This window comes from Parachlamydiales bacterium (genome assembly GCA_041671045.1).
GTDB lineage: Bacteria > Chlamydiota > Chlamydiia > Chlamydiales > JABDDJ01 > JABDDJ01.
This window is the reverse complement of sequence record JBAZCF010000005.1, coordinates 18,149-40,285: the sequence shown is the minus strand read 5'-3', so window position 1 is coordinate 40,285 and position 22,137 is coordinate 18,149. Positions and strand designations below refer to the sequence as shown.

25 protein-coding genes are annotated in these 22,137 nt (G+C 41.2%); 17 read left to right on the top strand and 8 right to left on the bottom strand.

Going from position 1 to position 22,137, the window contains the following annotated elements:
• The first annotated feature begins 40 nt into the window (after window positions 1-40).
• The 6 genes from WC222_07050 (at window position 41) to WC222_07025 (ending at window position 3,605) form a co-directional block, all read left to right on the top strand.
• A complete protein-coding gene (locus tag WC222_07050; protein ID MFA6916137.1) occupies window positions 41-517 on the top strand; it encodes a DUF6790 family protein in 477 nt (158 codons plus the stop codon).
• Between the two features lie 478 nt (window positions 518-995).
• The gene (locus WC222_07045) at window positions 996-1,295 is read left to right on the top strand and encodes a hypothetical protein (protein ID MFA6916136.1); all 300 of its coding nucleotides are present in this window, start codon (window positions 996-998) and stop codon (window positions 1,293-1,295) included.
• A gap of 107 nt (window positions 1,296-1,402) precedes the next feature.
• A complete protein-coding gene (locus WC222_07040) occupies window positions 1,403-1,804 on the top strand; it encodes a hypothetical protein (GenBank protein MFA6916135.1) in 402 nt (133 codons plus the stop codon).
• A gap of 162 nt (window positions 1,805-1,966) precedes the next feature.
• Entirely contained in the window at window positions 1,967-2,851 is an 885-nt protein-coding gene (locus tag WC222_07035; GenBank protein ID MFA6916134.1) for a hypothetical protein, read from the top strand.
• Window positions 2,852-2,919: 68 nt separating this feature from the next.
• On the top strand, window positions 2,920-3,129 hold the full coding sequence (locus WC222_07030) for an alkylphosphonate utilization protein (protein MFA6916133.1): 210 nt from the start codon (window positions 2,920-2,922) through the stop codon (window positions 3,127-3,129).
• A 113-nt stretch (window positions 3,130-3,242) separates the two neighbouring features.
• A complete protein-coding gene (locus WC222_07025) occupies window positions 3,243-3,605 on the top strand; it encodes a hypothetical protein (protein ID MFA6916132.1) in 363 nt (120 codons plus the stop codon).
• A gap of 35 nt (window positions 3,606-3,640) precedes the next feature.
• On the opposite strand, the gene WC222_07020 is transcribed toward WC222_07025, so the two are convergent.
• From WC222_07020 to WC222_07010, 3 genes are read right to left on the bottom strand one after another with little or no spacing between them, the layout of a single operon-like run.
• Window positions 3,641-4,519, bottom strand: a complete 879-nt coding sequence (locus WC222_07020; GenBank protein ID MFA6916131.1) for a glycosyltransferase family 25 protein — start codon at window positions 4,517-4,519, stop codon at window positions 3,641-3,643.
• Between the two features lie 45 nt (window positions 4,520-4,564).
• Window positions 4,565-5,113 (bottom strand): non-canonical purine NTP pyrophosphatase, encoded by a 549-nt coding sequence (locus WC222_07015; GenBank protein ID MFA6916130.1) that lies wholly within the window; start codon window positions 5,111-5,113, stop codon window positions 4,565-4,567.
• A 3-nt stretch (window positions 5,114-5,116) separates the two neighbouring features.
• Window positions 5,117-5,764, bottom strand: coding sequence for an SAP domain-containing protein (locus WC222_07010; GenBank protein MFA6916129.1), 648 nt, complete (start codon window positions 5,762-5,764; stop codon window positions 5,117-5,119).
• Between the two features lie 264 nt (window positions 5,765-6,028).
• Between WC222_07010 and WC222_07005 the strand changes: the two genes are divergently transcribed.
• From WC222_07005 to WC222_06965, 9 genes are all read left to right on the top strand, one after another.
• Complete coding sequence (locus WC222_07005; GenBank protein MFA6916128.1) at window positions 6,029-6,778, top strand: SDR family oxidoreductase; 750 nt, start codon at window positions 6,029-6,031, stop codon at window positions 6,776-6,778.
• Between the two features lie 238 nt (window positions 6,779-7,016).
• Window positions 7,017-9,185 carry an autotransporter domain-containing protein gene (locus WC222_07000; GenBank protein MFA6916127.1) on the top strand — a complete coding sequence of 723 codons (2,169 nt, stop codon included), beginning with the start codon at window positions 7,017-7,019 and terminating at the stop codon, window positions 9,183-9,185.
• A gap of 127 nt (window positions 9,186-9,312) precedes the next feature.
• Window positions 9,313-9,648, top strand: coding sequence for an ASCH domain-containing protein (locus WC222_06995; protein MFA6916126.1), 336 nt, complete (start codon window positions 9,313-9,315; stop codon window positions 9,646-9,648).
• Between the two features lie 153 nt (window positions 9,649-9,801).
• Complete coding sequence (locus WC222_06990; protein MFA6916125.1) at window positions 9,802-11,235, top strand: mercuric reductase; 1,434 nt, start codon at window positions 9,802-9,804, stop codon at window positions 11,233-11,235.
• Between the two features lie 111 nt (window positions 11,236-11,346).
• Window positions 11,347-12,351, top strand: a complete 1,005-nt coding sequence (locus WC222_06985) for a cupin domain-containing protein (GenBank protein MFA6916124.1) — start codon at window positions 11,347-11,349, stop codon at window positions 12,349-12,351.
• A gap of 98 nt (window positions 12,352-12,449) precedes the next feature.
• Window positions 12,450-14,009, top strand: coding sequence for a D-alanyl-D-alanine carboxypeptidase/D-alanyl-D-alanine-endopeptidase (gene dacB / locus WC222_06980; GenBank protein ID MFA6916123.1), 1,560 nt, complete (start codon window positions 12,450-12,452; stop codon window positions 14,007-14,009).
• 117 nt (window positions 14,010-14,126) lie between these two features.
• Entirely contained in the window at window positions 14,127-14,510 is a 384-nt protein-coding gene (locus tag WC222_06975) for a hypothetical protein (protein ID MFA6916122.1), read from the top strand.
• 84 nt (window positions 14,511-14,594) lie between these two features.
• A complete protein-coding gene (locus tag WC222_06970) occupies window positions 14,595-15,356 on the top strand; it encodes a hypothetical protein (GenBank protein ID MFA6916121.1) in 762 nt (253 codons plus the stop codon).
• A gap of 139 nt (window positions 15,357-15,495) precedes the next feature.
• Complete coding sequence (locus tag WC222_06965; protein ID MFA6916120.1) at window positions 15,496-16,260, top strand: PhnD/SsuA/transferrin family substrate-binding protein; 765 nt, start codon at window positions 15,496-15,498, stop codon at window positions 16,258-16,260.
• Here WC222_06965 and WC222_06960 read toward each other — a convergent pair.
• The 4 genes from WC222_06960 to WC222_06945 form a co-directional block, all read right to left on the bottom strand.
• Window positions 16,257-16,958: an ATP-binding cassette domain-containing protein gene (locus tag WC222_06960; GenBank protein ID MFA6916119.1), complete on the bottom strand. Its 702-nt coding sequence runs from the start codon at window positions 16,956-16,958 to the stop codon at window positions 16,257-16,259. The genes WC222_06965 and WC222_06960 overlap by 4 nt on opposite strands.
• On the bottom strand, window positions 16,945-17,622 hold the full coding sequence (locus WC222_06955) for an amino acid ABC transporter permease (GenBank protein ID MFA6916118.1): 678 nt from the start codon (window positions 17,620-17,622) through the stop codon (window positions 16,945-16,947). The genes WC222_06960 and WC222_06955 overlap by 14 nt, the downstream gene beginning before the upstream one ends.
• Window positions 17,623-17,625: 3 nt before the next feature.
• Complete coding sequence (locus WC222_06950; protein MFA6916117.1) at window positions 17,626-18,387, bottom strand: transporter substrate-binding domain-containing protein; 762 nt, start codon at window positions 18,385-18,387, stop codon at window positions 17,626-17,628.
• Window positions 18,388-18,717: 330 nt separating this feature from the next.
• Window positions 18,718-18,864 (bottom strand): SDR family oxidoreductase, encoded by a 147-nt coding sequence (locus WC222_06945; GenBank protein MFA6916116.1) that lies wholly within the window; start codon window positions 18,862-18,864, stop codon window positions 18,718-18,720.
• Between the two features lie 68 nt (window positions 18,865-18,932).
• Between WC222_06945 and WC222_06940 the strand changes: the two genes are divergently transcribed.
• Together WC222_06940 and WC222_06935 are read left to right on the top strand one after the other, a co-directional pair.
• Window positions 18,933-19,304, top strand: coding sequence for an ArsC/Spx/MgsR family protein (locus tag WC222_06940; protein ID MFA6916115.1), 372 nt, complete (start codon window positions 18,933-18,935; stop codon window positions 19,302-19,304).
• 59 nt (window positions 19,305-19,363) lie between these two features.
• A complete protein-coding gene (locus WC222_06935; GenBank protein ID MFA6916114.1) occupies window positions 19,364-20,455 on the top strand; it encodes a linear amide C-N hydrolase in 1,092 nt (363 codons plus the stop codon).
• On the opposite strand, the gene WC222_06930 is transcribed toward WC222_06935, so the two are convergent.
• On the bottom strand, window positions 20,445-22,055 hold the full coding sequence (locus WC222_06930) for an amidohydrolase family protein (protein ID MFA6916113.1): 1,611 nt from the start codon (window positions 22,053-22,055) through the stop codon (window positions 20,445-20,447). The genes WC222_06935 and WC222_06930 overlap by 11 nt on opposite strands.
• Window positions 22,056-22,137: the final 82 nt, after the last annotated feature.

The following is a 22,137-nucleotide window of genomic DNA, read 5'->3' as shown; positions in this document are numbered from 1 at the left end:
GTACATATAAACTTAGAGATAACACTAAGGGAAAATGTTTATGGTCAACGTGATATTGTTCATCCTTGCAGTTGCTTTTACCATTTGCCGCCTAACCTTAAAGAAGGAGTGGTACTCGCCAAAATCGGAAGAGACCTTTCTCTCCTACCTCCTATTTTTCAATGTGGGACTGATGGGCGTTTTAGGGGCTTATGCCCACGTATTTTTAGCTGACGAAATTGCAAGATCTATCGGATGGGCCCCCGGAAGTCCTTTTCAATTTGAGATGGCAATGGCCAACCTAGCATTTGGTGTTTTGGGAATTCTTTCTTACTGGATTCGAGGACGTTTCTGGGATGCAACTATTATTGGGTGGAGCGTTTTATTCGTAGGATGCTTTGTAGGTCATGTAATGGAATATTACACTAAAAACAACACTGCGCCTTACAATATCGGCCCCTATATATGGTTCTATGACTTAATACTGCCGATACTTGTTATCGCATTACTTTACAGAATAAGATTTGCCAAACGATGATCGCAATGATTGTCTGGCCCTGAATAATTCTAACCTATTTTTAGAGGTCAGGGATCCGGGGCAATAGAACCCCTGGGGAATTTCACCCCACCTGCAAGATTTATCCGCGCATCATTTTTGAATCAGGAGCCGTAAAGGAGGAAAAGGATGGAAAAACATCTTATGAAGAAACCCAGGGGACAAGTGCGTCAGATTTAGCCAACACACGCTATTACTATCACACCGCTGACAGCCGCACGATCCGATTTGTTGATTTAAAAGATCTCGATCTCAATGCCAAGGAGATGAAATCCATGTCCATCGATACAAAGGAATCTTTTGTTGACGTTTCAGCAAATCTAAAGAAATGATAATAGCCTTTTGTGATAACTCTCCTCGACAAAATGGCTCGATAATGGTACGATCATAGGCATTCCCAACCGAATTGTTCTCAAGAACCATTCGGTTTTTTATAACACCTCGTTTGCTAAGATATTATATGAATTCTTTGGAATTAGATAGAGATAAGGCAAAATATTTGTCTAATTCTAGACTTGAAGAAGCTAAAATATTACTGAACGAAAATAGATTTTCTGGTGCTTACTATTTAGCAGGTTATTCAATAGAGTTGGGACTAAAATCAGTAATTTGCAAAGCATTTAAATCTGAAACTATCCCCGACAAAAAATTCGTAGTTAGCCTTCATTCTCACAATTTAGTTGATCTAATGAACCTCTCGGGTTTAAAAATAGAATTCGAAAAAGCCAAAAAAATTAATCCTCAATTAGAGACTTTTTGAACGGTCGTTACTAAATGGAACGAAAATAGCCGTTATGAGATAAAAAGCCAACAAGACGCTTCAAGCATAATTGAGGCGATAGACAATCAACAAGATGGAATTCTCTCATGGATAAAACAACACTGGTAGAAAAGCAAATCCAAGAGGGAAAACTATTTGTATCCGAACTTGATAAAGCAAATTTAGGAATTAGGGCCGCTTTTTGGTTATATGATGAAAATGACTCGTCTTGGAAACTATATATAGCTTCTTCCTCTGAAAAATTAAATCCGGAAAAAGATATCTTGGATTCATATAGAATTTTGACCGAAATTATGCGTTCTATCCCGAACCTATACCAGATTAATCCCAGCGATATTGTTTTGATTTCATTGGATCATCCTATTATTAAAAATATCGGGCCATTAATTCAAACAGGTACTGAAATTGTTGACATCACATTTTCTAACACTCTACTTAATAATATTTATGTTGAAGGAATGTATCTTTACAGGATGAATGTTCCCTAGAATTATAGCCCCGCGCAATAACTCTTTAATAATCCCTTGTAAGTCATGAAAAATTAAGTCTATTTTCAAAAATAATGAGTCAATCAAAATATAGTGTTTCTTCTAAAGAATTTTTACCTCGGTACGGTATAGCGTAATCTTTATATTAATATTTACGGTTTTATGAAAATTTTATCATTAGAAGAGTGGACGAAGCGAGCAAAGACGCACACAGCACTTGTCAGTCCGATGGCTGATGCGTTTTTACAACGCCGCGGGCTGCAACAAAAACACCCTGTCTATGACTTTCTTTTCACATACTACAGCTTTTCACCCTCTAAGTTGAAGCACTGGGTTCCTTCCTTTGAAGAGTCTTTGACCATTGAGGAAAACGGAGAATTGCCTGGTTTTAGCGAATATTGGTTTGAACTTCAAAACGCAACTTTACGATTAAATCCACAACGTTTGCAAGGTCAAGCCTTCGCCTTAGTCTCATTTATTGAAGAATTATGCAACGCGATATTAAAACGAACTCCCCGTTTTGGATGTTTTGGATTGCATGAGTGGGCCATGGTCTACCGCTTATCACCCGATGAACTCCGCCATACCGGCTATCACCTACGTTTATCTTCCGATGAATTAGCACGCTTTGTTGAAAGTCAAAACCTTTGCTGCACCCACTACGACGCCTACCGCTTTTTTACTCCCCAAGCAGAACCTCTCAACTTGTTTAAACCTACCCTGCAAAGTCGCATTCAGAATGAGCAAGCAGGATGCCTGCACGCAAACATGGACCTTTACAAATGGGCGACTAAATTGTGGCCTTGGATAGGTTCTGACTTTATCGCGAAAACCTTCTTACTTGCTATGCAAGGGCGAGAACTAGATATGCGTGCAAGCCCATACGACTTACGAGAACAAGGCTACTCCCCCATTTGTATTGAAACAGAAGAGGGTCGAAAGGAATACCAACAGCTTCAGCAACAGTATGCTCAGAAGACACTAGGGTTGCGCCAAGATCTCGCTGCGTTTTGTAGCCGTTTACGCTCATGGCGCGATAAATACTAATTATTTTCCCTTTATTTATATTTTAGAGCATTGCATTCTTACCAAAAACTAGATAAAGGAAACAAATTATGGGTGTTAAAGATAGTAATGGCGCAGAACTTAGTAACGGCGACAGTGTCACCGTAATTAAAGACCTGAAGGTTAAAGGCGCCTCCATGACAATCAAAAGAGGTACCCTCTACAAGGATATTCGCCTAACGGATGACGAAGAAGAGATCGAATGCGGCAAAGGCAGAAATACCCTAGTACTAAAAACCTGCTTCCTAAAAAAAGCTTAATTAAGGGGGCCTTGCCCCCTTAATAATCCCCCACCAGAAGGCCACAGGCCCTCTGGACTCCCTCAAAATATTATGTCGCATTCTTTAGTTATCTTGAATGTTGCCTCGTAGATATGAATGCTAGCCCACTTTTTGCAAAACATGAGATACAGTTTTTATTCACTACCTTTTTGAAGGAAGATAAAGCATTATTAAAACTAGCAAAAAACTTTGCCTATACATTCTTTCAAGACAGCTTTAATAAAATATTCAACAAAGATCCTCTGAAAACGTTTTCCATTAAATCCCCTCAGATACACCTAGGTATAGTTGCGAGTGGTGATCAATTCGTATCAGATACCACAAAAAGACTAACCCTTATCCAAGAGGTTCATGAAACATTAGCGGTAGAAATGGAAGGAGCCTCTGTTGCTCAAGTATGTTTCGAACATGAGACTTCCTTTATTATTAATATTGGAATGCTGCGACAAGCTTAGCATAACATTGCCAGTTATCTTGTAGGTAGTATTCCCTATCTTAAGCCTTCACCAAAGGTCCATCTCCAAATAGATGAAATACTCTTCGCAACTATTCCAAGTATTTCTATGGGTAGAAGAGGTCGGATTTTCATCCATAACCAAATTTTCCTGTTAATGGTCACTCCTAACTTAAAGCAAGCATCAGTATGAAATCTGACAATGCCATCGATATCACTAAAATTATCTGAACGTTGTCCTGCAATCAGGGGATGAGTCGCATACCAATTTTCTAGGGGTTGATACTCGATAAAGCACTCATCTATAGGGAGGATCGTTTTTGAATCTAACAAAGCTTCAATACGCTGTATGAGTAATTGGCAAGATTCCTTATTTACCATATAGGCATGCGCCGCGGTTGCATTATAGACACGCATTAAATAATTTCTATTTGGAATAAAGCCCGGAGCTGATCCATACACAGCTCCCAACATTAGAAACTGCCATTTAGAAGGCAACTCATCTAAACTCTTTTCTAAAACTCTTGAAGCACCTTCAATAAAGAAACAATCATCTTCTAAAATCAATGCCATATTGATTTCGTCAAAAAATTTAGACGCCAGCTTCAATGCTTTTAAATGGCTTTTAAGGCAGCCTAGCACTCCCCTTTGACGCCTTGTCGGTACATCGCTAGGGGAGTTTTCATTTTCTTGCCGTAACACTCTTTTTGCTAACTTTTTCGATTCTGTTAAACCATCCACAGCAGATACACGCTGGAAGCTTAATAAACTCAACTCGTATAAATGTTTAGTGATCTGATCCCATCGATCGTTCCTACGATCCAAGTTAATGATAAATACTCCACAGCCTACAGCAGAAAGTACATTTCCTAATTTTGGATTTAATTCCTTTTCCGTACAACTAACCATACCCATTAACTTGGCCCTCAATTAGACTATGGCACATCTCTCTCATAATATTCATTCACCTACTTGCCAGGGGCCTTCCCAGTTTTCAATGATGGGATGGATAGACCAAACGTCGCTTTTCATCAGTGCTTCCACTGCTTTTGCCCTTGCATTCACCTGATCAGGTTTAGACTCTGCTAATGTATATGTAGCCCCCTCAGGTAAGAAAACCGGATCAAATCCAAAGCCTGCAACTCCTTTAGGGAGAACAATCGTGCCTGAAACAATTCCTCTATAGATATAAATCTGATCCCCCTGACGATATCCCAATAATGCTGTCCACTTAGCTTTACGACCTGCATATTCACTTAAATGGTCTAATAGCCATCGAACATTGATCCCAATAGAGGCATCCTCAACATCAAGAGAAGTATCTTCTACTATGACATTTTCACCAAGCTGACTCGCCTTATGGGCAACTACCTCGATGAGATCTGCTTCAATTTCCTTCAAATCAATATGTGATGTTTCAAGAACACTTCCATATTTAGCAAAGAGACGTTTGAATTCTTCAAATTTACCGGGATTACTTGTGTTTAATTTCCAAGATGAGGATTCCATTTATTAGTTTTTCCTCCACATAGCCTTGTAACGTGTATAAGTCTTTGCTCCGGCAGAGTTCCTCACTAATTTCCATGCCTTAATAGAACTGTGGGGCTTTAGTTCGTTATCTTGGGAATAATCTATTAGGAATTGATTGTATTCACAAGAAGCGTGGACTACCTTTCTGGGCTTTCCAAGGAGTTTCGATTCTAATTGTTCTTTTTGAAATCGCTTATGTTCTTCTATTACGTCTCCGTAGGTAAACACTTCACAGTTTGCCAAGCGCTCTTTTAGCCATTTTTGAACATAGGCACTAAACCCTGTAAACGCAGGTATATGCTTAATGAAAAACTCTCTTGTCACTAGATCACTTTTGTAATTTACAACTCTCCTCTCTAATGTCAGTCCTAAAAGGCTATCCCGCAAAGAGCTTAGCTTCTTGGGATGATCTCCTACAGGAATTTGGCCAGTTCGAAGAAAATGTTCTATGCGATCACTTAATTCTTTCTTAAGACCTGTGGTAGAAATTTTGTGTTTGCGACAAAATTGCATCAACGTTTTTTTATCATAGTAGTGTTTCTTAAAGACTTCAGGAGATAATTCTAGAGATAAAATAGGGGGAGCAGCCCCAAAATCATATTCGTAGAGATGTTCTTTCTCGTTTTTCATAAGGAATAACTACCTTGCTTTCTTAAGGTGAATGCTTTTGTTTTCAGATTTCTCTTATTTTCAGCTTCTTACGATACCTGTCCACATCAAAAATGGTCAATAAATCAGGTATTTCAAGAATCTTTAACTCTAAAATAATGGATTTTAACCTCTTAATAACGAGTATTTTCAAGATTTTCAATCAAGCTGAACGCAAAATAATTAGAATACTGTTAATTTGAAAATATAGCTTTGGTCTAATGCCAAATACACAGGAGGGTCTTTATGAAAATCGTTGTCATAGGTGGAACCGGACTCATTGGAACAAAACTAGTCAATAAACTTAAAAGTCTAGGACATGAAGTTATAGCCGCCTCTCGTTCTACAGGCATTAATGCTCTCACCGGCGAAGGCCTTGCAGAAGCACTTAAAAATACCGATGTCGTCGTCGATGTAGCTAACTCTCCTTCATTCGAGGATAAGGCTGTGTTAGATTTTTTTGAGACTTCAGGACGCAATCTCGTTGCTGCGGAAGAAGCCGCGGGAGTAAGACATCACATCACTCTTTCGGTTGTAGGCACCGACCTTCTCACCGAAAGCGGATATTTCCGCGCAAAGCTTGCCCAAGAAAAGTTAATCAAATCTTCTAAAATTCCATATACAATCGTCCGTGCGACTCAATTTTTTGAATTTCTAGACAGTATCGCAGAGTTCAGCACTATAGGACAAACAGTTCACCTCCCCCCTGCATTTCTGCAACCTATCGCCTCTGAAGATGTTGCTACAGCCTTGCTCCAAGTTGTCATGGAAAAGCCTATTAACGGCATTATTGATATCGCAGGCCCTGAGCGTTTTCTTTTTTCAGATATCGTGGGACAATATCTTAAAGCAACAAATGATCCGCGTGATGTCATCCAAGATGTGAATGCAGGATATTTTGGTATGAAGATAACCGAGAACGAGCTCACTCCCCTGAAAGATTCACGCCTTGGTTCTACTAATTTTAAGACCTGGTTTGAAAGTCAAAGAAAGTAAATGCAAACGCTATTTTTTCCTATTTCATAATTTTGTAATTATTATGGAAAGCATTCGCCATTGATAAAAAATATATTTTACAAATCATTTCCATAAATTCACTCTTTATAATGCTATTTCGATAATGATCCAACGTAAACAATATAAAATATTGTATTTGATCTATCCATGGATTATAACCTCCGATTGCAACAAAGCGCTTTTAAAAGAATTATTTTAGGGGGTAAATGTGAAACGCATGCGATGGAGAGGATATACTTTTAGCAGGACCATTAAAAAGTCTATTCTTCTTTCTTTCTCCCTACTAAGTATTCTATGCGGAAACAACGTTGTTGCAGACTCCGGCCCTTTGGCAATCCTCGGTGGACAGGGAAGCGCCCCTTATGCTGCTTTTCTAAATCACGATGGGACCCTCACAAAGTTGAATGGCCTTCCTCCGACGGGATTGACTTATCGCGTCGCTATTAATTCGTCCGGATATGGGATTATCGGCGGGACAACCGGCATCAATGCTTATGCTGCGCTAGTTTCCCCTAAGGGAACCGTAAAAGCTATTCCCGGGCTGATGTCCCCTGGTGAGATATACACTGTCGCGATTAATGAATCCGGAAATGGAATCATCGGCGGAGGCCGCCTCCTCACTAATGTACCTTATGCAGCCCTCATCTCTAAGAAAGGGAACGCAACACATCTTAACGTCCCCTTAAGCGGGCTCGTTTACAGCGTTGCCATAAATAATTCAGGTGAAGGAATAGTGGGCGGGATAGGCCCTTTGAACTCTGCCTATGCCAGCTTAGTCTCGCCAGGTGGAAATGTGACGCCCTTGGCAGGCTTGCCGACGACAGGCGCTATTTATTGGGTTGCTATCAACGATGCCAAAAGAAGATTTATTGGCGGACAAAATAACGCATCCGTTTACGCTGCGTTTATTGATAAGCAGGGATCTTTGATACCGGTTTCGGGTCTACCCTTAGGGCTTAATTATAGCGTTGCCATTAACGCTAAGGGAAATGCAATCATGGGCGGAACATCCTTGAACCTACCCTATGCTGCACTTGTGGCACAAAATGGAGCTGTAAAAAATCTCAATGGCTTGCCGACGGCACCGGGTAAAATATATACTGTGACCCTCAATGACGCCGGGACAGGCCTTTTCGTTGGATTCACAACATCGGGTCCTTATGGGAGCTTTGTGGCACCTAACGGTACCCTTACTCCACTTGTAGGCCTCCCAACGGGAGATGGTTTTCTTGACGGCGTCGCACTCCATTCAGCGGGGGTCGGCATCGTGGGAGGATCCCTTAATAACGTACCTTTTGCAGCGCTTGCTGCTCCCAATGGAACTTTAACCTATCTTAGCGGCCTCCCCTTAGATGGTCAGATTAATAGCATCTCTATCGCTACTCTTGATAACCTTGTGCCTAAACATATAGGTCCATTTGATAGCTGGGCGAATACACAGTTTGCTTTGTCTGATGCTTTGACACAGCATTGCATCATGCACCAAGGCAATAGGAGAAATGCCTGTTCCCATCGTCTTCCCCTGCTTGATTTTGAACTGGATGCAGGCACTTCTTCCTTGTGGCTGTCAGCTTTTGGTAATTATGTACATGAAAAAGGTAAGCATTCTTTTCATGGCTATTCAAATAATATTGCGGGAGCCCTTCTTGGCCTTGACTACAAGGGAATTCAAGATGTAGTACTTGGAGGCGGCTTAGCTTATGCTTATAACTCTGTACGTTATTTTGAGGACTATGGCAGCGCTTCCATCAACCAAGAATCTGCAGTACTCTATGCAAGCTGGAATAATCCTTGCTTCTATATGAACGCAGCATTATGGGGAGGCCATTTTCACACATCCCATCATCGCCGCAGCTTAGGCTTCATCACTTCCAAGGCAAAACCTTGTGGCTGGAATTTAACTCCGCACTTTGAAATAAGCTCTCCTTTTATTTTTCCTTCAGCTCACGAGATTATTGTGGACCCTTTTATTACTTTGGATTGGGCAAACAACTGGCAGTCCCATTACCGAGAACATGGCTCTTCAGGCTTTAATATTAAGCTAAACGATCTGCATGCCTCTATTTTTAGAAGCGAGCTAGGTTTGCGTTTCTTTGAAACTTTCCATTGTCGGTGCGGCCGCTTGCTTCTTGAGGAGAAAATCAGCTATGTGAATAAAACGCCTATCCATAAAGGGAAAGGCAGGGCTTCATTTATAGGGGCTGCATCCTCATTTGGTGTTGAAACACTGAATTTTTCCTCACAAAATCAAGGGAATGTCCAACTGCATGTGGAATACCTTCCTTCATGCATAGAAAATATTTATAGTTCTTTTGACTACCAGGGTGGGTTTGGGTCCTCTTTTCAATCCCATATGCTAACATTGATGATAGGGCAAAATTTTTAATAATGACGAATGGTATTTTCCCGATACCATTCGACAATTTACTAAATCTTTCTTCTCGTGCGATAATGTTTCCATTCGCATAGCGGCGCAAACATGTCTTTTAATAATTATTATTTAAGTGAAGTATATGGCTCTATTTACCATCCATTGTGAAGATCCTTGGTTTTCCTATATTCGTCAGGGAATTAAACCTGTTGAAGGGAGAAAAAACACCCATAGTTACAGAAAAATCAAGGTAGGCGATCAAATTAAGTTCATCAATGGTACTGATAGCTTTATCGCTAATGTGACAGAGATTAGAGAATATAGCTCTCTAGAAAAATATCTTGAAGATGTCACTTTAGAAAAAGCTCTTCCGGGTGTGGAGACAATTGAAGAAGGTTTAAATATTTACTATCAATGGAGTACTGAAGAGAAAATCAAGCAGTACGGTTTCTTAGGAATATTTATTACACCTGTCTAGTAATCCCACCTATTTAACTTAAAGCACTCGGAAAAAAACGTGCTTTAAGTTTTCATCTACCTCATTTATACCTGGTTTATCAAGCTTCCGCTTTAACAGTCTCGCATTTTGAGCGACGGATCCTATAAATCCCTTTATCTGAGGATAAATACTATGGCCTCAAAAAATTACGATGTCCTAGTGCTAGGCAGTGGTGAAGCTGGAAAATTCATTGCATGGAACCTCGCCAAACAAGGTGAGCATGTAGCTGTCATCGAAAGAGAATATGTGGGGGGCTCCTGCCCTAATATCGCTTGCCTTCCCAGTAAAAATATCATTCATAGCGCTAAGGTAGCCTCGTTATTCTGGAGAAGCGAAGAGTTCGGCATATCCAAAGACAACTGTAAAATTAATATGCTGTCCGTTCGCGATCGCAAACGTAAAATGGTAAACGATCTTGTTAATTTACATTTAGAGCACTTCAAGAACAGCGGCGCTGAACTTATTATTGGTTCAGGGCATTTTGTCGGCCCCAAAACCATTGAAGTCAAACTGCCTAACGGCGAAACTCAAACGCTGTTTGGAGAAAAAATCATCATCAGTACAGGCTCACATGCTACCATTGATCTTATTCCGGGCCTTTCTGAAGCAAATCCACTGACCCACATCACAGCTCTGGAATTAGATCACATTCCGGAACATTTGCTCATCTTAGGAGGCGGATATATAGGCTTGGAGTTTGCCCAGGCAATGCGGCGTTTTGGAAGCCGCGTGACTATCATTGATAGGAATAGTCGTTTAGCCCATCGCGAAGATGAAGACATTTCAGAAGGACTTCGCCAGCTATTGCAGGAAGAAGGGATAGACGTGCTGACGAACACACGCATAAGCCGTGTTGAAGGACAAACAGGGCGCTTGAAGCTTTATGGTGAACGGGATGGAGCGCCCCTCACATTAGAGGGAACAGATCTTCTCATTGCGACGGGACGCACTCCAAACACCGGCAATTTAGGCCTTGAGCTGACCGGTGTTAAAACAACTGAGCGGGGATTTATTAAAGTCAATGAGCGGTTGGAAACAACAGCGCCCGACATCTGGGCTGTCGGAGATTGTGCGGGCAGTCCCCACTTCACACATATAGCCTATGATGATTACCGTATTGTGTTGGATAATATTAAGGGAGGCCGACGTGTGACAACAGGACGTATTGTCCCTTTTTGTATGTTTACCGACCCTGAATTCGCCCGGGTAGGACTTAGCGAAACAGAAGCAAAAGCGAAAGGCATTCCCTACAGGCTTGTTAAGATACCTATGTCTTCAGTGCTGCGTACAAGAACCCTTTCCGAAACGCATGGTTTCATGAAAGCTTTAATTGACACAGAGACTGATCGTATTCTCGGATTGACAGTACTGGGAGAAGGCGGCGGAGAGATCATAGCTACTGTCCAGGTAGCGATGATCGCAGGACTACCTTTTACAGCATTGAGAGATGCTATTTTCACCCACCCCACTTTACAGGAAGGGCTCGTCACATTATTTTCATCTATCCAATCTCTGGAGGAGAAAGAAGGTCAAAACTTAACGCTGCGCTCTGCCGTCGCAAAATAAGAGGTATACGTAAATTATTTTTTTACATATTTCTAAAATAAGGCTTCACTCAATGTCCTTAAAAAAATTAGAAACTACCTTCTCTATTTAAAAAATTATTTTCGAGGTTATATGGCTAGTAAACTTTTTTTCAGTTTGGATACAGTAAAACCCCAAACAAACACCTCTGCAGGCAGCCTCACGTCCGTCACCTCCAAAGAGACACCGGGACTGGTCAATATCTCCTTTGCTAATTTAAAGCTGAAGCAAAGAGGGTCCTTAGCGCCCATTTGGCACCCAAATGCCAATAAAATCGGATATTGTGTAGAGGGCAATATTTTAGTCTCCATTCGCACCCCCGGCAAGATCGAAACTTTTACTGTTAAAAAAGGGGAAATATTTTTCATTCCGCAGGGATATGTTCACCATATCGAAAATATCCATGATAACGAAAGTGTCGTCAGTTTTGCCCTAAATCACTCCGTTCCCGAAACGATGTTTTTTTCTAAAGCAGTCGCCTCCATTTCGGATACAGTCTTTAATAGCACCTTTAATACTAAAACAGGCTTTGTGGATGGACTTAAAAAGACTAATAACGAAGATCTAATCAAAACACTCCCACCGCTTAAAAAGACTCCAAGCCCTATTGCAAGCGCCTATAAATTTGACATTGAAGATAGCAAGAAAGCTATCCTTACTAAGGGCGGGTATGTTCAATTAGGGACTAAAACAAGCCTCCCTAAGCTTCAAGGTTTAGGCATATTAGGCTTCGGATTAAATCCAAAAGGTTCCGTAGAACCACATTGGCATACCAATGCCGGTGAGCTGGTATATATTGTCAAAGGACATACACGTATCACAGTGCTTTCCCCTGATGGCAATGTAGATGTTTTAGAAGTTAAAGGCGGCCAAGGAGCCTTTGCGCCTGCGTCACATTTTCACAATATTGAGAACATAGGTCCAGATGAAGTAGAAGTGATCGCCTTCTTCAGCCATGAGGACCCGGATTATATTGGCATAGGTGAAGTCGTGGGCTCTTACTCTAATGAGCTGCTCACCTCAGTTTTTAATACGCCTGCTACCTATTGGGACACCTTTGTAAAAACTGAAAAACCTTTGGTCATCGTCCCTATTTAAACAAGTTAGGAGTTTTCTCAATTTTTTCATAGCTCAGCAAATTAAAAAGAATAGCTGTGAAAGAGATATTTTACTTTTTATTAACAACCAGGTCACTAATGAGACATTATCTCCCATGGGTAGCTTATTCCCTGATTGCCGCAACGCTAAGTGTTTCCTCTTTGAATGCTTCCGAAGATGCTATTCCGGAGGATATGCAAAAAATTATGCATCAGGAAAAATACGATCATTCCTTTTGGGGTGTATATGTAAAGGACTTGCAGACCGGTGAGATCCTGTATGATTTAAACTCGGACAAATTATTCTCACCGGCTTCTACCACTAAATTATTCTCTGTATCAGCTCTCTTGAATGCATTTGGCGACGACTACCGCTTCAAGACTCCCGTTTTTGCCTCCGGCAAGGTCAGTAATGGAAAATTAGAGGGCAGCCTTATTTTAGTGGGCCAGGGCGACCTTACGATGGGCGGACGGCAGCCTAATGCCGATACGATTGCGTTCACAAAAATGGACCATATCGTTGCCAATCAGGTACCTGGAGCAATTTTAACTAAAGAAGACCCCCTGCAAGGCTTTAATGATCTTGCCAAACAGGTGTCAAAAAGCGGCATTAGAGAAGTTACAGGAGATGTGGTCATTGATGATAGCCTTTTTGAAATAGTAGAGAAACGGGATATGATTATCACTCCCATCATGATCAACGAGAACTTAATCGACCTAGTCCTAAATCCTACAGAGGTAGGTGAAATTGCCAATTTGAAATGGCGTCCCCAAGTTCCAGGATACAAAATCGATAATCAGGTCAAAACCGTTTCAAAAGATCAGAAGCTCGATATCACGATAACTTCGGATGATTCAGGCCAAAATATCGTTTTGAAAGGTACTATCCCTCAAGGACAGCATAATATTGTACGCACGTCCTCCATCAAAGATCCTAAAGCCTTCGCTCGTACGGCATTCATTCAAGCCTTGCAACAAAATGGTGTTAAAGTGGCTTCTGCCGATAAGAAGCCTTCAGAAGACCTCACCTTAAAGTCTTTTAAGGATCCTCAACAAGTCGCTTTATGGACTTCTCCCCCCTTATCTCAATATGCCAAACTTATTCTAAAAGTGAGTCACAATTTAGGAGCTAACTTGGTTCCCTTGTTGCTTGCTTCCCACGACGGCAAAAAAACATTTAATGAAGGCATGCAGTTGATAGGGAATTTTGTCATAGGGCAGGTTAAGATTTCGCCCAATGCTTTTGTTTTGGTTGATGCGGCTGGAGGTAATGAGAATCGCTTCACACCTCAAGCTGAGATTAAACTTTTAGAATACAGTCATAATCTACCTAAAGAAAAATTTGAGCGGTTCTTTGATGCATTGCCTATTCTAGGTGTGGATGGATCTTTAGAGGATTTTGGAAAGAATACTCCTGCAGTGGGTAAAGTGCGTGCAAAACCGGGCACAGGTGTTTCTATTAATCTTGCTACACAGCGTTTATTCCTCATAACGCAAGCATTAGCAGGGTATGTCGAAGGGAAAAATGGACATTTGTATGCGTACATTGTTGTCACTAATAATGCCGATATGTCGACAATTGAAGATGTTTTTGCCATGTTTGAAGATGATAGCCAGCTTTCCAATTTGATTTATGAGCATACAGATTCAAAGAAGTGAGCTATTTGCTAGGTAATAAGAAAGTTTGGATAGGTCTATTCCATTCAAACCTTGACAATCTTTCATAAAAACTCAAATGTGAAGTTTAGGCACATTATCCATGCGGAGTTTAATATTATGCAGAATAAAAACATTACTCTCTCTCTCTTGGCAGCTAGTATAGCACTCAGCGGATCATTACATTCCGACTATTGGGATTCTTCTGTCCAGACGTATGCAAATAACACGACCGTCGTTACCAATCCTGATGGTTCCACTGTGCAAATAGAGCCGGATGGCACTAAGATTATCAAAACTCCAGATCACACAGTCATTAGAATAAAGCCTGATGGCACAAAATTCATTCAAGGAACAGACGGTGCTTCCATCCAAAAATTTCCTGATGGCAAGAAGATTATCTCCAAACCTGACGGAACTTCTGTGCAAATAAATGTGGATGGATCAAAAGTTATTAGAAACGCAGACGGCACGACTATCAAAATTCGAGCAGGCGACGATTAAATAAAGGGGAATATCCACTTTATTATTGTCGAGTTTATTTACCGAGTGAGTTAGTATAAACCTAGACGCGATTAATTACATATTATGAAAAATATTCAGTTTAGCTTCCACGCCGGTCCTTCTTCTTCCCTTCTCCTTTTACTTCTTACTTTTGCTCTTTTTTCTTCCTACACGCTGGTTGTAGCTGAAGAGAAAATCTGCAGTTTTTCCAGTTTTACTAAAGGGTGTTATGAGGTAGTAGATGTCTTTGTGGAAGAAGATACCGTCCAAATCACTCTTTGTCTGCCAATCCATTTCCGTAAAAAAATTGAGAAACGTAAAGAGAAGTTCAAATCCTCAGCTTTATCCCTTGATGGTGTGTATGCTGAAATCCTTTATTCCGATTCCGCCCCTGATAACTCAGAATACTACACAATCACTGCTAGAGTATGCAAAATTGATTATTCAAATTCCACTCTTACCCAGATATCCAGCGGTGACAGAGTAAGTATTGGGATGCTTTCCAAAAACCCCCATAAATGGCTGCTTAACGGCACGCCCGTAGGGACGGTCAAATTGGTAGAAAAAGCTATTGCAAAAGATCACCTACAAACAAAAGAACTTCTGTTCGAATGTTCTGAAGAGATTTTTGCGAAAATCAAAAATCTTGAGTACATTGGATTGAATGCTTCAGGCCTCACGATTGTAGAGTCTTACAATACGGCAGGACGCTATTTCTTCTCCATTCACGCGGGCAAAACCACGATAGAGAAAACTAAGTTTGATGACGAGGTCTTGCCCTTGGGTACTAAGTTTACCTTAACTCTTCCTGCATCTGCTGCTATGGCTCATTCCTCTTCATTCTAGCTATCCTTTCCTAGAAATAAGAAATTAAAATTTTCTATATCGAGTTGTTCTTTCAAATAATTGATAGATAATTTATCTCCAATTGAATTCGGGTTATCGCATTACCCGTAGTGCGATGAAATATTCTTAGGAGTCTTTGATGCGTGAACAAATCATTTTCGCTTTGGATAAAAATCTTGGTTTCCCTATTGAAGATCCAAAATGGCAAGCGTTTTTCAACAAACATAATATTGTTCTGAATCACTACCTCGATATGAAGAAAATGACTGCTGACCTGCAGCAAAATCCCATCGGATTATCCTATCTTCCTACTGCGAACTACTATTATTTAAGGAACAACGAATCCTATACTCCTGTAGCGAATGCTTTGTTCACTGCCAACCAAACCAGTCATATTAGTAGCGTGCTGGTGGTTTCAAAGAAAAGTAATATCAACTCCTTGGATGAGCTTAAAGATAAAAGGTTGGGTTATATAAATTTATTTTGCACCTCCAGCTATTTCGCACCGGCTATTCTATTATGGCAAAATCATTACTCCATCGATAATTTCTTTTCAAAATTACAAGAAGTAGGCGCTTGGCAGCGACAGGTGGATGCGGTAATAGCAGGAGAAATCGACGCTACAATGGTTCAGGAAGATATTTGGCATAAATTACCTGAAAATGCTGAAAAGACAGAAATCTTAGGTAAAGTGGATAATCTTCCTTCCCCTCTGCTCATTTGCTCTAAACAATTAGATCAAAAAATAAAAGACGAATTAACAGCTTTACTATTTCACTACACTCCTAAAGCATCTCCAGAGGCATTATTTAACGGGTTCATACCTTACCATGGAGAACTTGTGCACGCCTTCTTCGACAACTCCGAGAAGGCATTTAAAATTAAATCAGCTTCTTTGCATTAGTTTTTAATAAAATGTAAAATCTGTGAGCTTACTTCGGTGGAAGGATAGCTATCGACCATTCTTCCGTTCTCTAAAAGATAGGCTTTGTCCAAAAGTTGTGAAGCAAATGACATATCCTGCGTAGATATGACGATGCATTTTCCTTCTTTACGTAAGTTCTGGATCAGATGGCTAAGGAGCTCCGTATTCTGCGGATCCAAGGCAGAGGTAGGCTCATCAAATAAAAAGATATCCGAATCTAAGGCTAGAGCGCAGGATATCGCTATGCGTTGCTTTTGTCCTCCGGATAGGTTATGCGGGTAAGAATTTGCATAATTTCCCATTCCTAATGAATCTAAAACTTGCATCGCTTTTTCTTCTGCGTCCCTTCTGCTGAAGCCTTTTATCAATTCTAAAGGTTTTACGCAGTTTTGGAGTGCTGTCATGTGCGGAAAAAGTGGGTAGGATTGTGCTATATAATTCACGATACGTGCCCGCGATTTAGAATCTAAGCTGTTAAGCGCCTGCCCATCATAGGATATTTCCCCTTCATAGCTGTTTTCCAGTTGTGCAATACAGCGTAGTAGGGATGTTTTCCCGGATCCGCTTTTTCCTAATAGAAGGGTAATGCTCCCTCTCTTCATCTCCACTGTGATGCTGTCTAAAATTTGCTCGCGGTTTCTTCCCTTGAACAGTGAAATATTCTTAAGCGTTAACATAATTCATCTTCCTTTCAAGCAGTCTGGCTGCAAGTGTTATTCCCCCTGACAATGCGATATAAAATACGGCAAGCGTCAAATAGATCGTTAACGGTTCCATCTCTCTGGAAACGATATTCATTCCCACACGGGTCAATTCTAGTAATCCGATGGAGGAGAGGATAGCGGTACTCTTAAGCAAGGCTTCCAGCTCATTCGTCATAGCAGGAAGGATGTTGCGTAGAGTTTGAGGTAAAATAACAAAGCGCACACACTCTTTTGTAGTATATCCCAAAGTAGACGCTAGTTCCCATTGCTCTATAGGAATTGAATTAATACCGCAGCGAATAACTTGGGTCATATAGCCGGATGAGCATACCCCCAAAGCGAAAATAGAAGCTGTCATAGCGTCCAAATCAATTTGCAAGATATCCGGCAGGACAAAATAGACAATCAATAGCTGAACATAAAATGGTACGGCCCTTAGGATAAAAGTGAATGTTTCTAGAATCCACGGTAACACCCGAAAACGCTGTCTTAAACGTTCACAAGTCATAATCCCCATACAACTGCCTAATACAAGGCTCAGCACACCTGCAGCTAAAAGTATCTGCAGGGTAAGCCATGCCCCTTTTGCTAAAAGGGGCATGGAACGCAGGATCAAATCAAAGGAGAATATTTCCATTTTTCACTTCCCCTCTAGATTCCATTTTTTCTCAAGCTCTGCAATCACCCCTTCTCGACGTAACTCGTCAATAGCAGCACGCACCTGCACAGCTAATTGGGGATTCTTCTTTTGGATGCAAATTCCATTTCCTAAGGATTGCTCGGACTGCGGTAACGGTATCTCCATCACTTTCATCTGCGGAAATTGCTTCTGCAGAGTCGCCACTAGCGAGCTATCTACAAGGATAGCAGTAGACTTGCCATACCGGATTTCCATCATAGCATCCAACACCTTGTCTACCTGTTTAAGGCGCAGCCCTTTTACATTTTGCGCGAAGCTCTCTTGAAAAGAACCGGCTTCTACACACACGATGTTTTTAGGATCATTGGCTAAATCTTGAATACTAGAAACGCCATCGGGGATTTTGTTCCAAAAAATAAGCGGCATGGTTGTTATGGTTTCCCCTTGGTAGAAAACCATCTCCATTTGTTTTTGCCGTTCTTCTGTGATAGAAATTGCCCAAATCAATAAATCCACCTTCCCTTGTTTTAGTGAAAGCATCAACGAGGGCATACTTCCCAAGTCTTTAAATACAAGTCTCCTGTTGAGTTTGGCCGCTAATGCTTTTGCAATATCGATATCAAAGCCCACCATTTCTCCTTTTTCATCTAAGCTGACAAAAGGGGCATAAGCTGTCGTGGTACCCACCACAAGATTTTCGGCTTGCAAGCCGCTAAATACACATGTCAAGCATGCGAGTATATACGCAAATGATTTGAACATAAAAGTTCTCCAAAAAATGTAATTTTAAATAAGCAAAAAAAAAATACTGCCTAGTGATGCTATTTAGGTGAGGACTAGCTCCCTAAAAATCAAAGGGCAAAAAATTATTTAGGATTGAATTAATGAGAATGATGATGGAAATGAAGAGAAGTAGAAACGATGGACCATGTAGAAAGGGACCATGCTGAGGAAACATCTAGGTTATAATTTGCAAAATATTTTCTATTCATCTCTCTTCTCCGTTATGGAAAAATACAACTTCATCATAACTGCCTTAATAATAAAGCTCAATATTAATACTATTAATCCCGTGTTTGCACAGCTGTGGGATTAAATTTGTGCGAGGCCGCCATCGACAAAATGCTCTATTCCATTCACGTAACTATTGTCGCTTGATGCTAGAAATAATGCCGCTTTTGCTATTTCTTCGGGGATACCTACACACCCTAAAGGGACTTCTAGTAACTTTACCTTCAAGATTTTTTGACATAGGAAACCCCAATAATATACTCTTAGTTACCTTAACGTAAAATCCGGGAAATAAAATGGAAAATAAAATTACAATTTATGTTTATAGCAAATGTTCCACCTGTCAGAAAGCGCTGCGTTTTTTAGATCAGAAACTAGGAAAGAGTGCCTATATACAAAAAGAAATTACACTTACTCCCCCGAATGTAAAAGACTTGCAGAAGATGTTGCAATTCCAAAACGGAAACTTAAAAAAACTTTTCAACACTTCAGGGCAGCTTTACAGGGAAATGCAGCTGAACCTTAAATTAGATTCCATGCCGTTGGATTCCGCATTGAAAATGCTTTCACATAATGGAATGTTAGTAAAACGCCCCTTTTTGCTGGGCAAGGATTTTGGGCTTCTAGGCTTCAATGAATCTGTATGGGGAAAAGCCCTAATGAATTGATTTTATTTATCTTATCGAATACAAAACAGTAAAGTTAATATTTCAACAAGGAAAGTACAATGCGTTGCATAGACAGTTTCAAAAAAAAGATATTTTTATTTGCTGCTTTGTCTTTCCTTGCCATTACGCCAGCTGATGCATGTACCCGCGTACTTTATACCGGAGATGAAAATACTGTCATCACAGGCCGTTCTATGGACTGGACTGAAGATATGTATTCTGATATTTGGGTCTTCCCACGCGGAATGGACCGCAGCAGCGGAGGGCATTCCCGTTCATTTTCCTGGACTTCCAAATATGGCAGTGTGATTACAGCAGGCTATAACGTAGCCTCCGCCGATGGTGTGAACGAAAAAGGTTTAGCAGCTAATCTCCTCTATTTAGCGGAATCGGATTACGGCAAACCTGACAATTCCAAACCGATACTTTCGATTAGTTTGTGGGCACAGTATGTGCTAGATAATTTCGATAGCGTTGCCGAAGCAGTCACAGAGTTAGAAAAAAACTCATTCCAAATTGTAGCACCGACCATACCTAACGGCGAACCGGCACAACTGCATCTATCCCTTTCAGATCCTACTGGCGACTCGGCAATCTTTGAGTATGTTGAAGGTAAACTTGTTGTTCACCATGGCAAAGAGTATACTGTGATGACTAACTCGCCTTACTATAATCAGCAGCTCGCACTCAATTCATACTGGGAAAATATTGGCGGGACAGTATTTCTACCAGGAACTAACAGAGCTGCAGACCGTTTTGCTAGAGCATCTTTCTTCCTCAATGCAGTCCCTAAAAAGATCGATCCAAACTTCATTAATGCTGTCCCAGAAAAAAAATTCGAATTCCAAGCTGTTGCTAGCGTGTTAAGTATCATGCGCAGTGTCAGCGTTCCATTAGGAATCACTACACCCAATCAACCTAATATTGCCTCAACCCTGTGGAGGACGATTACCGATCATAAGGGCTTAATCTACTATTTTGATTCATCGACTTCTCCCAATGTGTTTTGGATTCCTTTAGCAGAGCTAAACTTTAGCAAAGGCGCTTCCGTCCTAAAACTGAAGATTGCCGGAGGGCATTATTATTCAGGCAATGCCAGCGGTAATTTGGTAGAGGCTAAACCTTTCGAGTTCCTTCCGGCTACTCCCTAAGATTTAGGCCTGAAGAATAGGCAAGGATGCCGTTAACGAAAGTACCTATAACTTGCATGTCCAATAGTTTTTTTGGATCGCAAGTCATCAAGTTTTCAGGAAGTATGACTATATCCGCCAACTTTCCCTTCGTCAGCGAACCTAATTCATTTTCTCTAAAGCAGGCGTAAGCTGCATTGAGTGTATAGCTTTTGATAGCTTCGTTTCGGGTCATTTTCTGCTTGGGATACCACCCATCTGCAGGCAAGCCTTGATGGTCCTGGCGGGTAATAGCGGCGTGGATTCCCCAAAGGGGATTAAAATCAGCGACAGGCGCGTCCGAGCCGCTTGCTATTATTGCACCCGTGTCTAAAAGGTCCCGCCACATAAAAGCCTGGTCTGCGCATCTTTGATTTCCAATCCGCTCTTCAATCCAAGGCATATCATCGATGGCATGCAATGGCTGCATAGATGCAATTACACCTTCTTGGCCAAAGCGAGAAACGTCTTCTGGCTGTAATAGCTGTGCATGTTCAATGCGCCAGCGCAAAGCTTCCACGCCTAACTTCTCATAAAGATTCAAAGTTTGGTGGTTGGCAAGATCTCCTATAGCATGGACAGCCATTTGAAAACCACGCGATTTGGCCGCCTCCATGACTGAAAAAACATCCGCTTCGTTCCAATAGAGGAGACCATTTGTGCTGGCGTCATCTTGGTAAGCTTTCTTAAGTGCGGCTCCTCTAGATCCTAACGCACCGTCCATCCATAGCTTTAGGCAGCGCATCTCTAGAAAAGGCGAATAGGTCTGCGGCTGTAGGAAATGTGAAAGGTCATCTAATGATCTGATAGCACCCATCATATAAATACGCACTTTCAGGGCGTTTTGGGAAGCCAAAAACTTATATACTTCCGCCTCTTTATCCGAGACTGAAGCATCATGCACCATCGTGATGCCTTTTTGCAGGCATTCTTTTAATACTTCTAAGATCAATTCTTCCGACTGTTCCAAACTTAAGGGGGGAAGCCGCGAGTAAAGAAGGTGAATGGCCTTTCCCAGCAATATACCGGTTGGATTTCCGTCGCGGTCTCTTTCTATAATCCCCCCTACCGGATCGGGAGTTTCTGCATCTATCCCGCAATCCTTTAGTGCGCTTGAATTGGCCCAGATTAGATGAGTATCTTTACGTATCAGAACCACAGGGTTGTGCGGAGCTATTGCATCTAAATCAGCAGCATGCGGTCTTCTAGGATGGGGCCACTCCGCTTCATCCCAGCCTGTTCCTGCTATCCATTCACCCGGAGCGCAGGTACGAGCATGTGATGAGATTTTCTGCAAAAGTGTGGCTTTATTCATCGCCTGCAGGTTAAGGAATTTTAGCGTTTTGCCTCGATGCAAAATATGAGCATGGGAGTCTATAAAACCTGGATAGCCATAAGCTCTTTTGATATCAATAACGCGTGTTCCCGGTCCTATCCATGCACGGCTTTCGCTCTGTTCGCCCACCCATAAGATTCTTTGGCCTTTGATTGCTAAAGCCGTTGCTATCGGTAGCGTATCATCTTGCGTTATGAAAGTGCCGTTATAGAGAAGGATGTCTGAACTGGTATTTTCTGAAGACATCTAACACTCCTGCAACAAATAAATTGAATGTTAACAAGAATTTTAGATTAAGTAGATAGCCATTCGAAGGGACAGAGACAGA

What these genes read in the sequence shown, in the direction of transcription:
- WC222_07050 (MFA6916137.1), top strand. Translation starts at nt 41, where the DNA reads ATGGTCAACGTGATATTGTTCATCCTTGCAGTTGCTTTTACCATTTGC.
- WC222_07045 (MFA6916136.1), top strand. Translation starts at nt 996, where the DNA reads ATGAATTCTTTGGAATTAGATAGAGATAAGGCAAAATATTTGTCTAAT.
- WC222_07040 (MFA6916135.1), top strand. Translation starts at nt 1,403, where the DNA reads ATGGATAAAACAACACTGGTAGAAAAGCAAATCCAAGAGGGAAAACTA.
- WC222_07035 (MFA6916134.1), top strand. Translation starts at nt 1,967, where the DNA reads ATGAAAATTTTATCATTAGAAGAGTGGACGAAGCGAGCAAAGACGCAC.
- WC222_07030 (MFA6916133.1), top strand. Translation starts at nt 2,920, where the DNA reads ATGGGTGTTAAAGATAGTAATGGCGCAGAACTTAGTAACGGCGACAGT.
- WC222_07025 (MFA6916132.1), top strand. Translation starts at nt 3,243, where the DNA reads ATGAATGCTAGCCCACTTTTTGCAAAACATGAGATACAGTTTTTATTC.
- WC222_07020 (MFA6916131.1), bottom strand. Translation starts at nt 4,519, where the DNA reads ATGGGTATGGTTAGTTGTACGGAAAAGGAATTAAATCCAAAATTAGGA.
- WC222_07015 (MFA6916130.1), bottom strand. Translation starts at nt 5,113, where the DNA reads ATGGAATCCTCATCTTGGAAATTAAACACAAGTAATCCCGGTAAATTT.
- WC222_07010 (MFA6916129.1), bottom strand. Translation starts at nt 5,764, where the DNA reads ATGAAAAACGAGAAAGAACATCTCTACGAATATGATTTTGGGGCTGCT.
- WC222_07005 (MFA6916128.1), top strand. Translation starts at nt 6,029, where the DNA reads ATGAAAATCGTTGTCATAGGTGGAACCGGACTCATTGGAACAAAACTA.
- WC222_07000 (MFA6916127.1), top strand. Translation starts at nt 7,017, where the DNA reads ATGCGATGGAGAGGATATACTTTTAGCAGGACCATTAAAAAGTCTATT.
- WC222_06995 (MFA6916126.1), top strand. Translation starts at nt 9,313, where the DNA reads ATGGCTCTATTTACCATCCATTGTGAAGATCCTTGGTTTTCCTATATT.
- WC222_06990 (MFA6916125.1), top strand. Translation starts at nt 9,802, where the DNA reads ATGGCCTCAAAAAATTACGATGTCCTAGTGCTAGGCAGTGGTGAAGCT.
- WC222_06985 (MFA6916124.1), top strand. Translation starts at nt 11,347, where the DNA reads ATGGCTAGTAAACTTTTTTTCAGTTTGGATACAGTAAAACCCCAAACA.
- dacB (MFA6916123.1), top strand. Translation starts at nt 12,450, where the DNA reads ATGAGACATTATCTCCCATGGGTAGCTTATTCCCTGATTGCCGCAACG.
- WC222_06975 (MFA6916122.1), top strand. Translation starts at nt 14,127, where the DNA reads ATGCAGAATAAAAACATTACTCTCTCTCTCTTGGCAGCTAGTATAGCA.
- WC222_06970 (MFA6916121.1), top strand. Translation starts at nt 14,595, where the DNA reads ATGAAAAATATTCAGTTTAGCTTCCACGCCGGTCCTTCTTCTTCCCTT.
- WC222_06965 (MFA6916120.1), top strand. Translation starts at nt 15,496, where the DNA reads ATGCGTGAACAAATCATTTTCGCTTTGGATAAAAATCTTGGTTTCCCT.
- WC222_06960 (MFA6916119.1), bottom strand. Translation starts at nt 16,958, where the DNA reads ATGTTAACGCTTAAGAATATTTCACTGTTCAAGGGAAGAAACCGCGAG.
- WC222_06955 (MFA6916118.1), bottom strand. Translation starts at nt 17,622, where the DNA reads ATGGAAATATTCTCCTTTGATTTGATCCTGCGTTCCATGCCCCTTTTA.
- WC222_06950 (MFA6916117.1), bottom strand. Translation starts at nt 18,387, where the DNA reads ATGTTCAAATCATTTGCGTATATACTCGCATGCTTGACATGTGTATTT.
- WC222_06940 (MFA6916115.1), top strand. Translation starts at nt 18,933, where the DNA reads ATGGAAAATAAAATTACAATTTATGTTTATAGCAAATGTTCCACCTGT.
- WC222_06935 (MFA6916114.1), top strand. Translation starts at nt 19,364, where the DNA reads ATGCGTTGCATAGACAGTTTCAAAAAAAAGATATTTTTATTTGCTGCT.
- WC222_06930 (MFA6916113.1), bottom strand. Translation starts at nt 22,055, where the DNA reads ATGTCTTCAGAAAATACCAGTTCAGACATCCTTCTCTATAACGGCACT.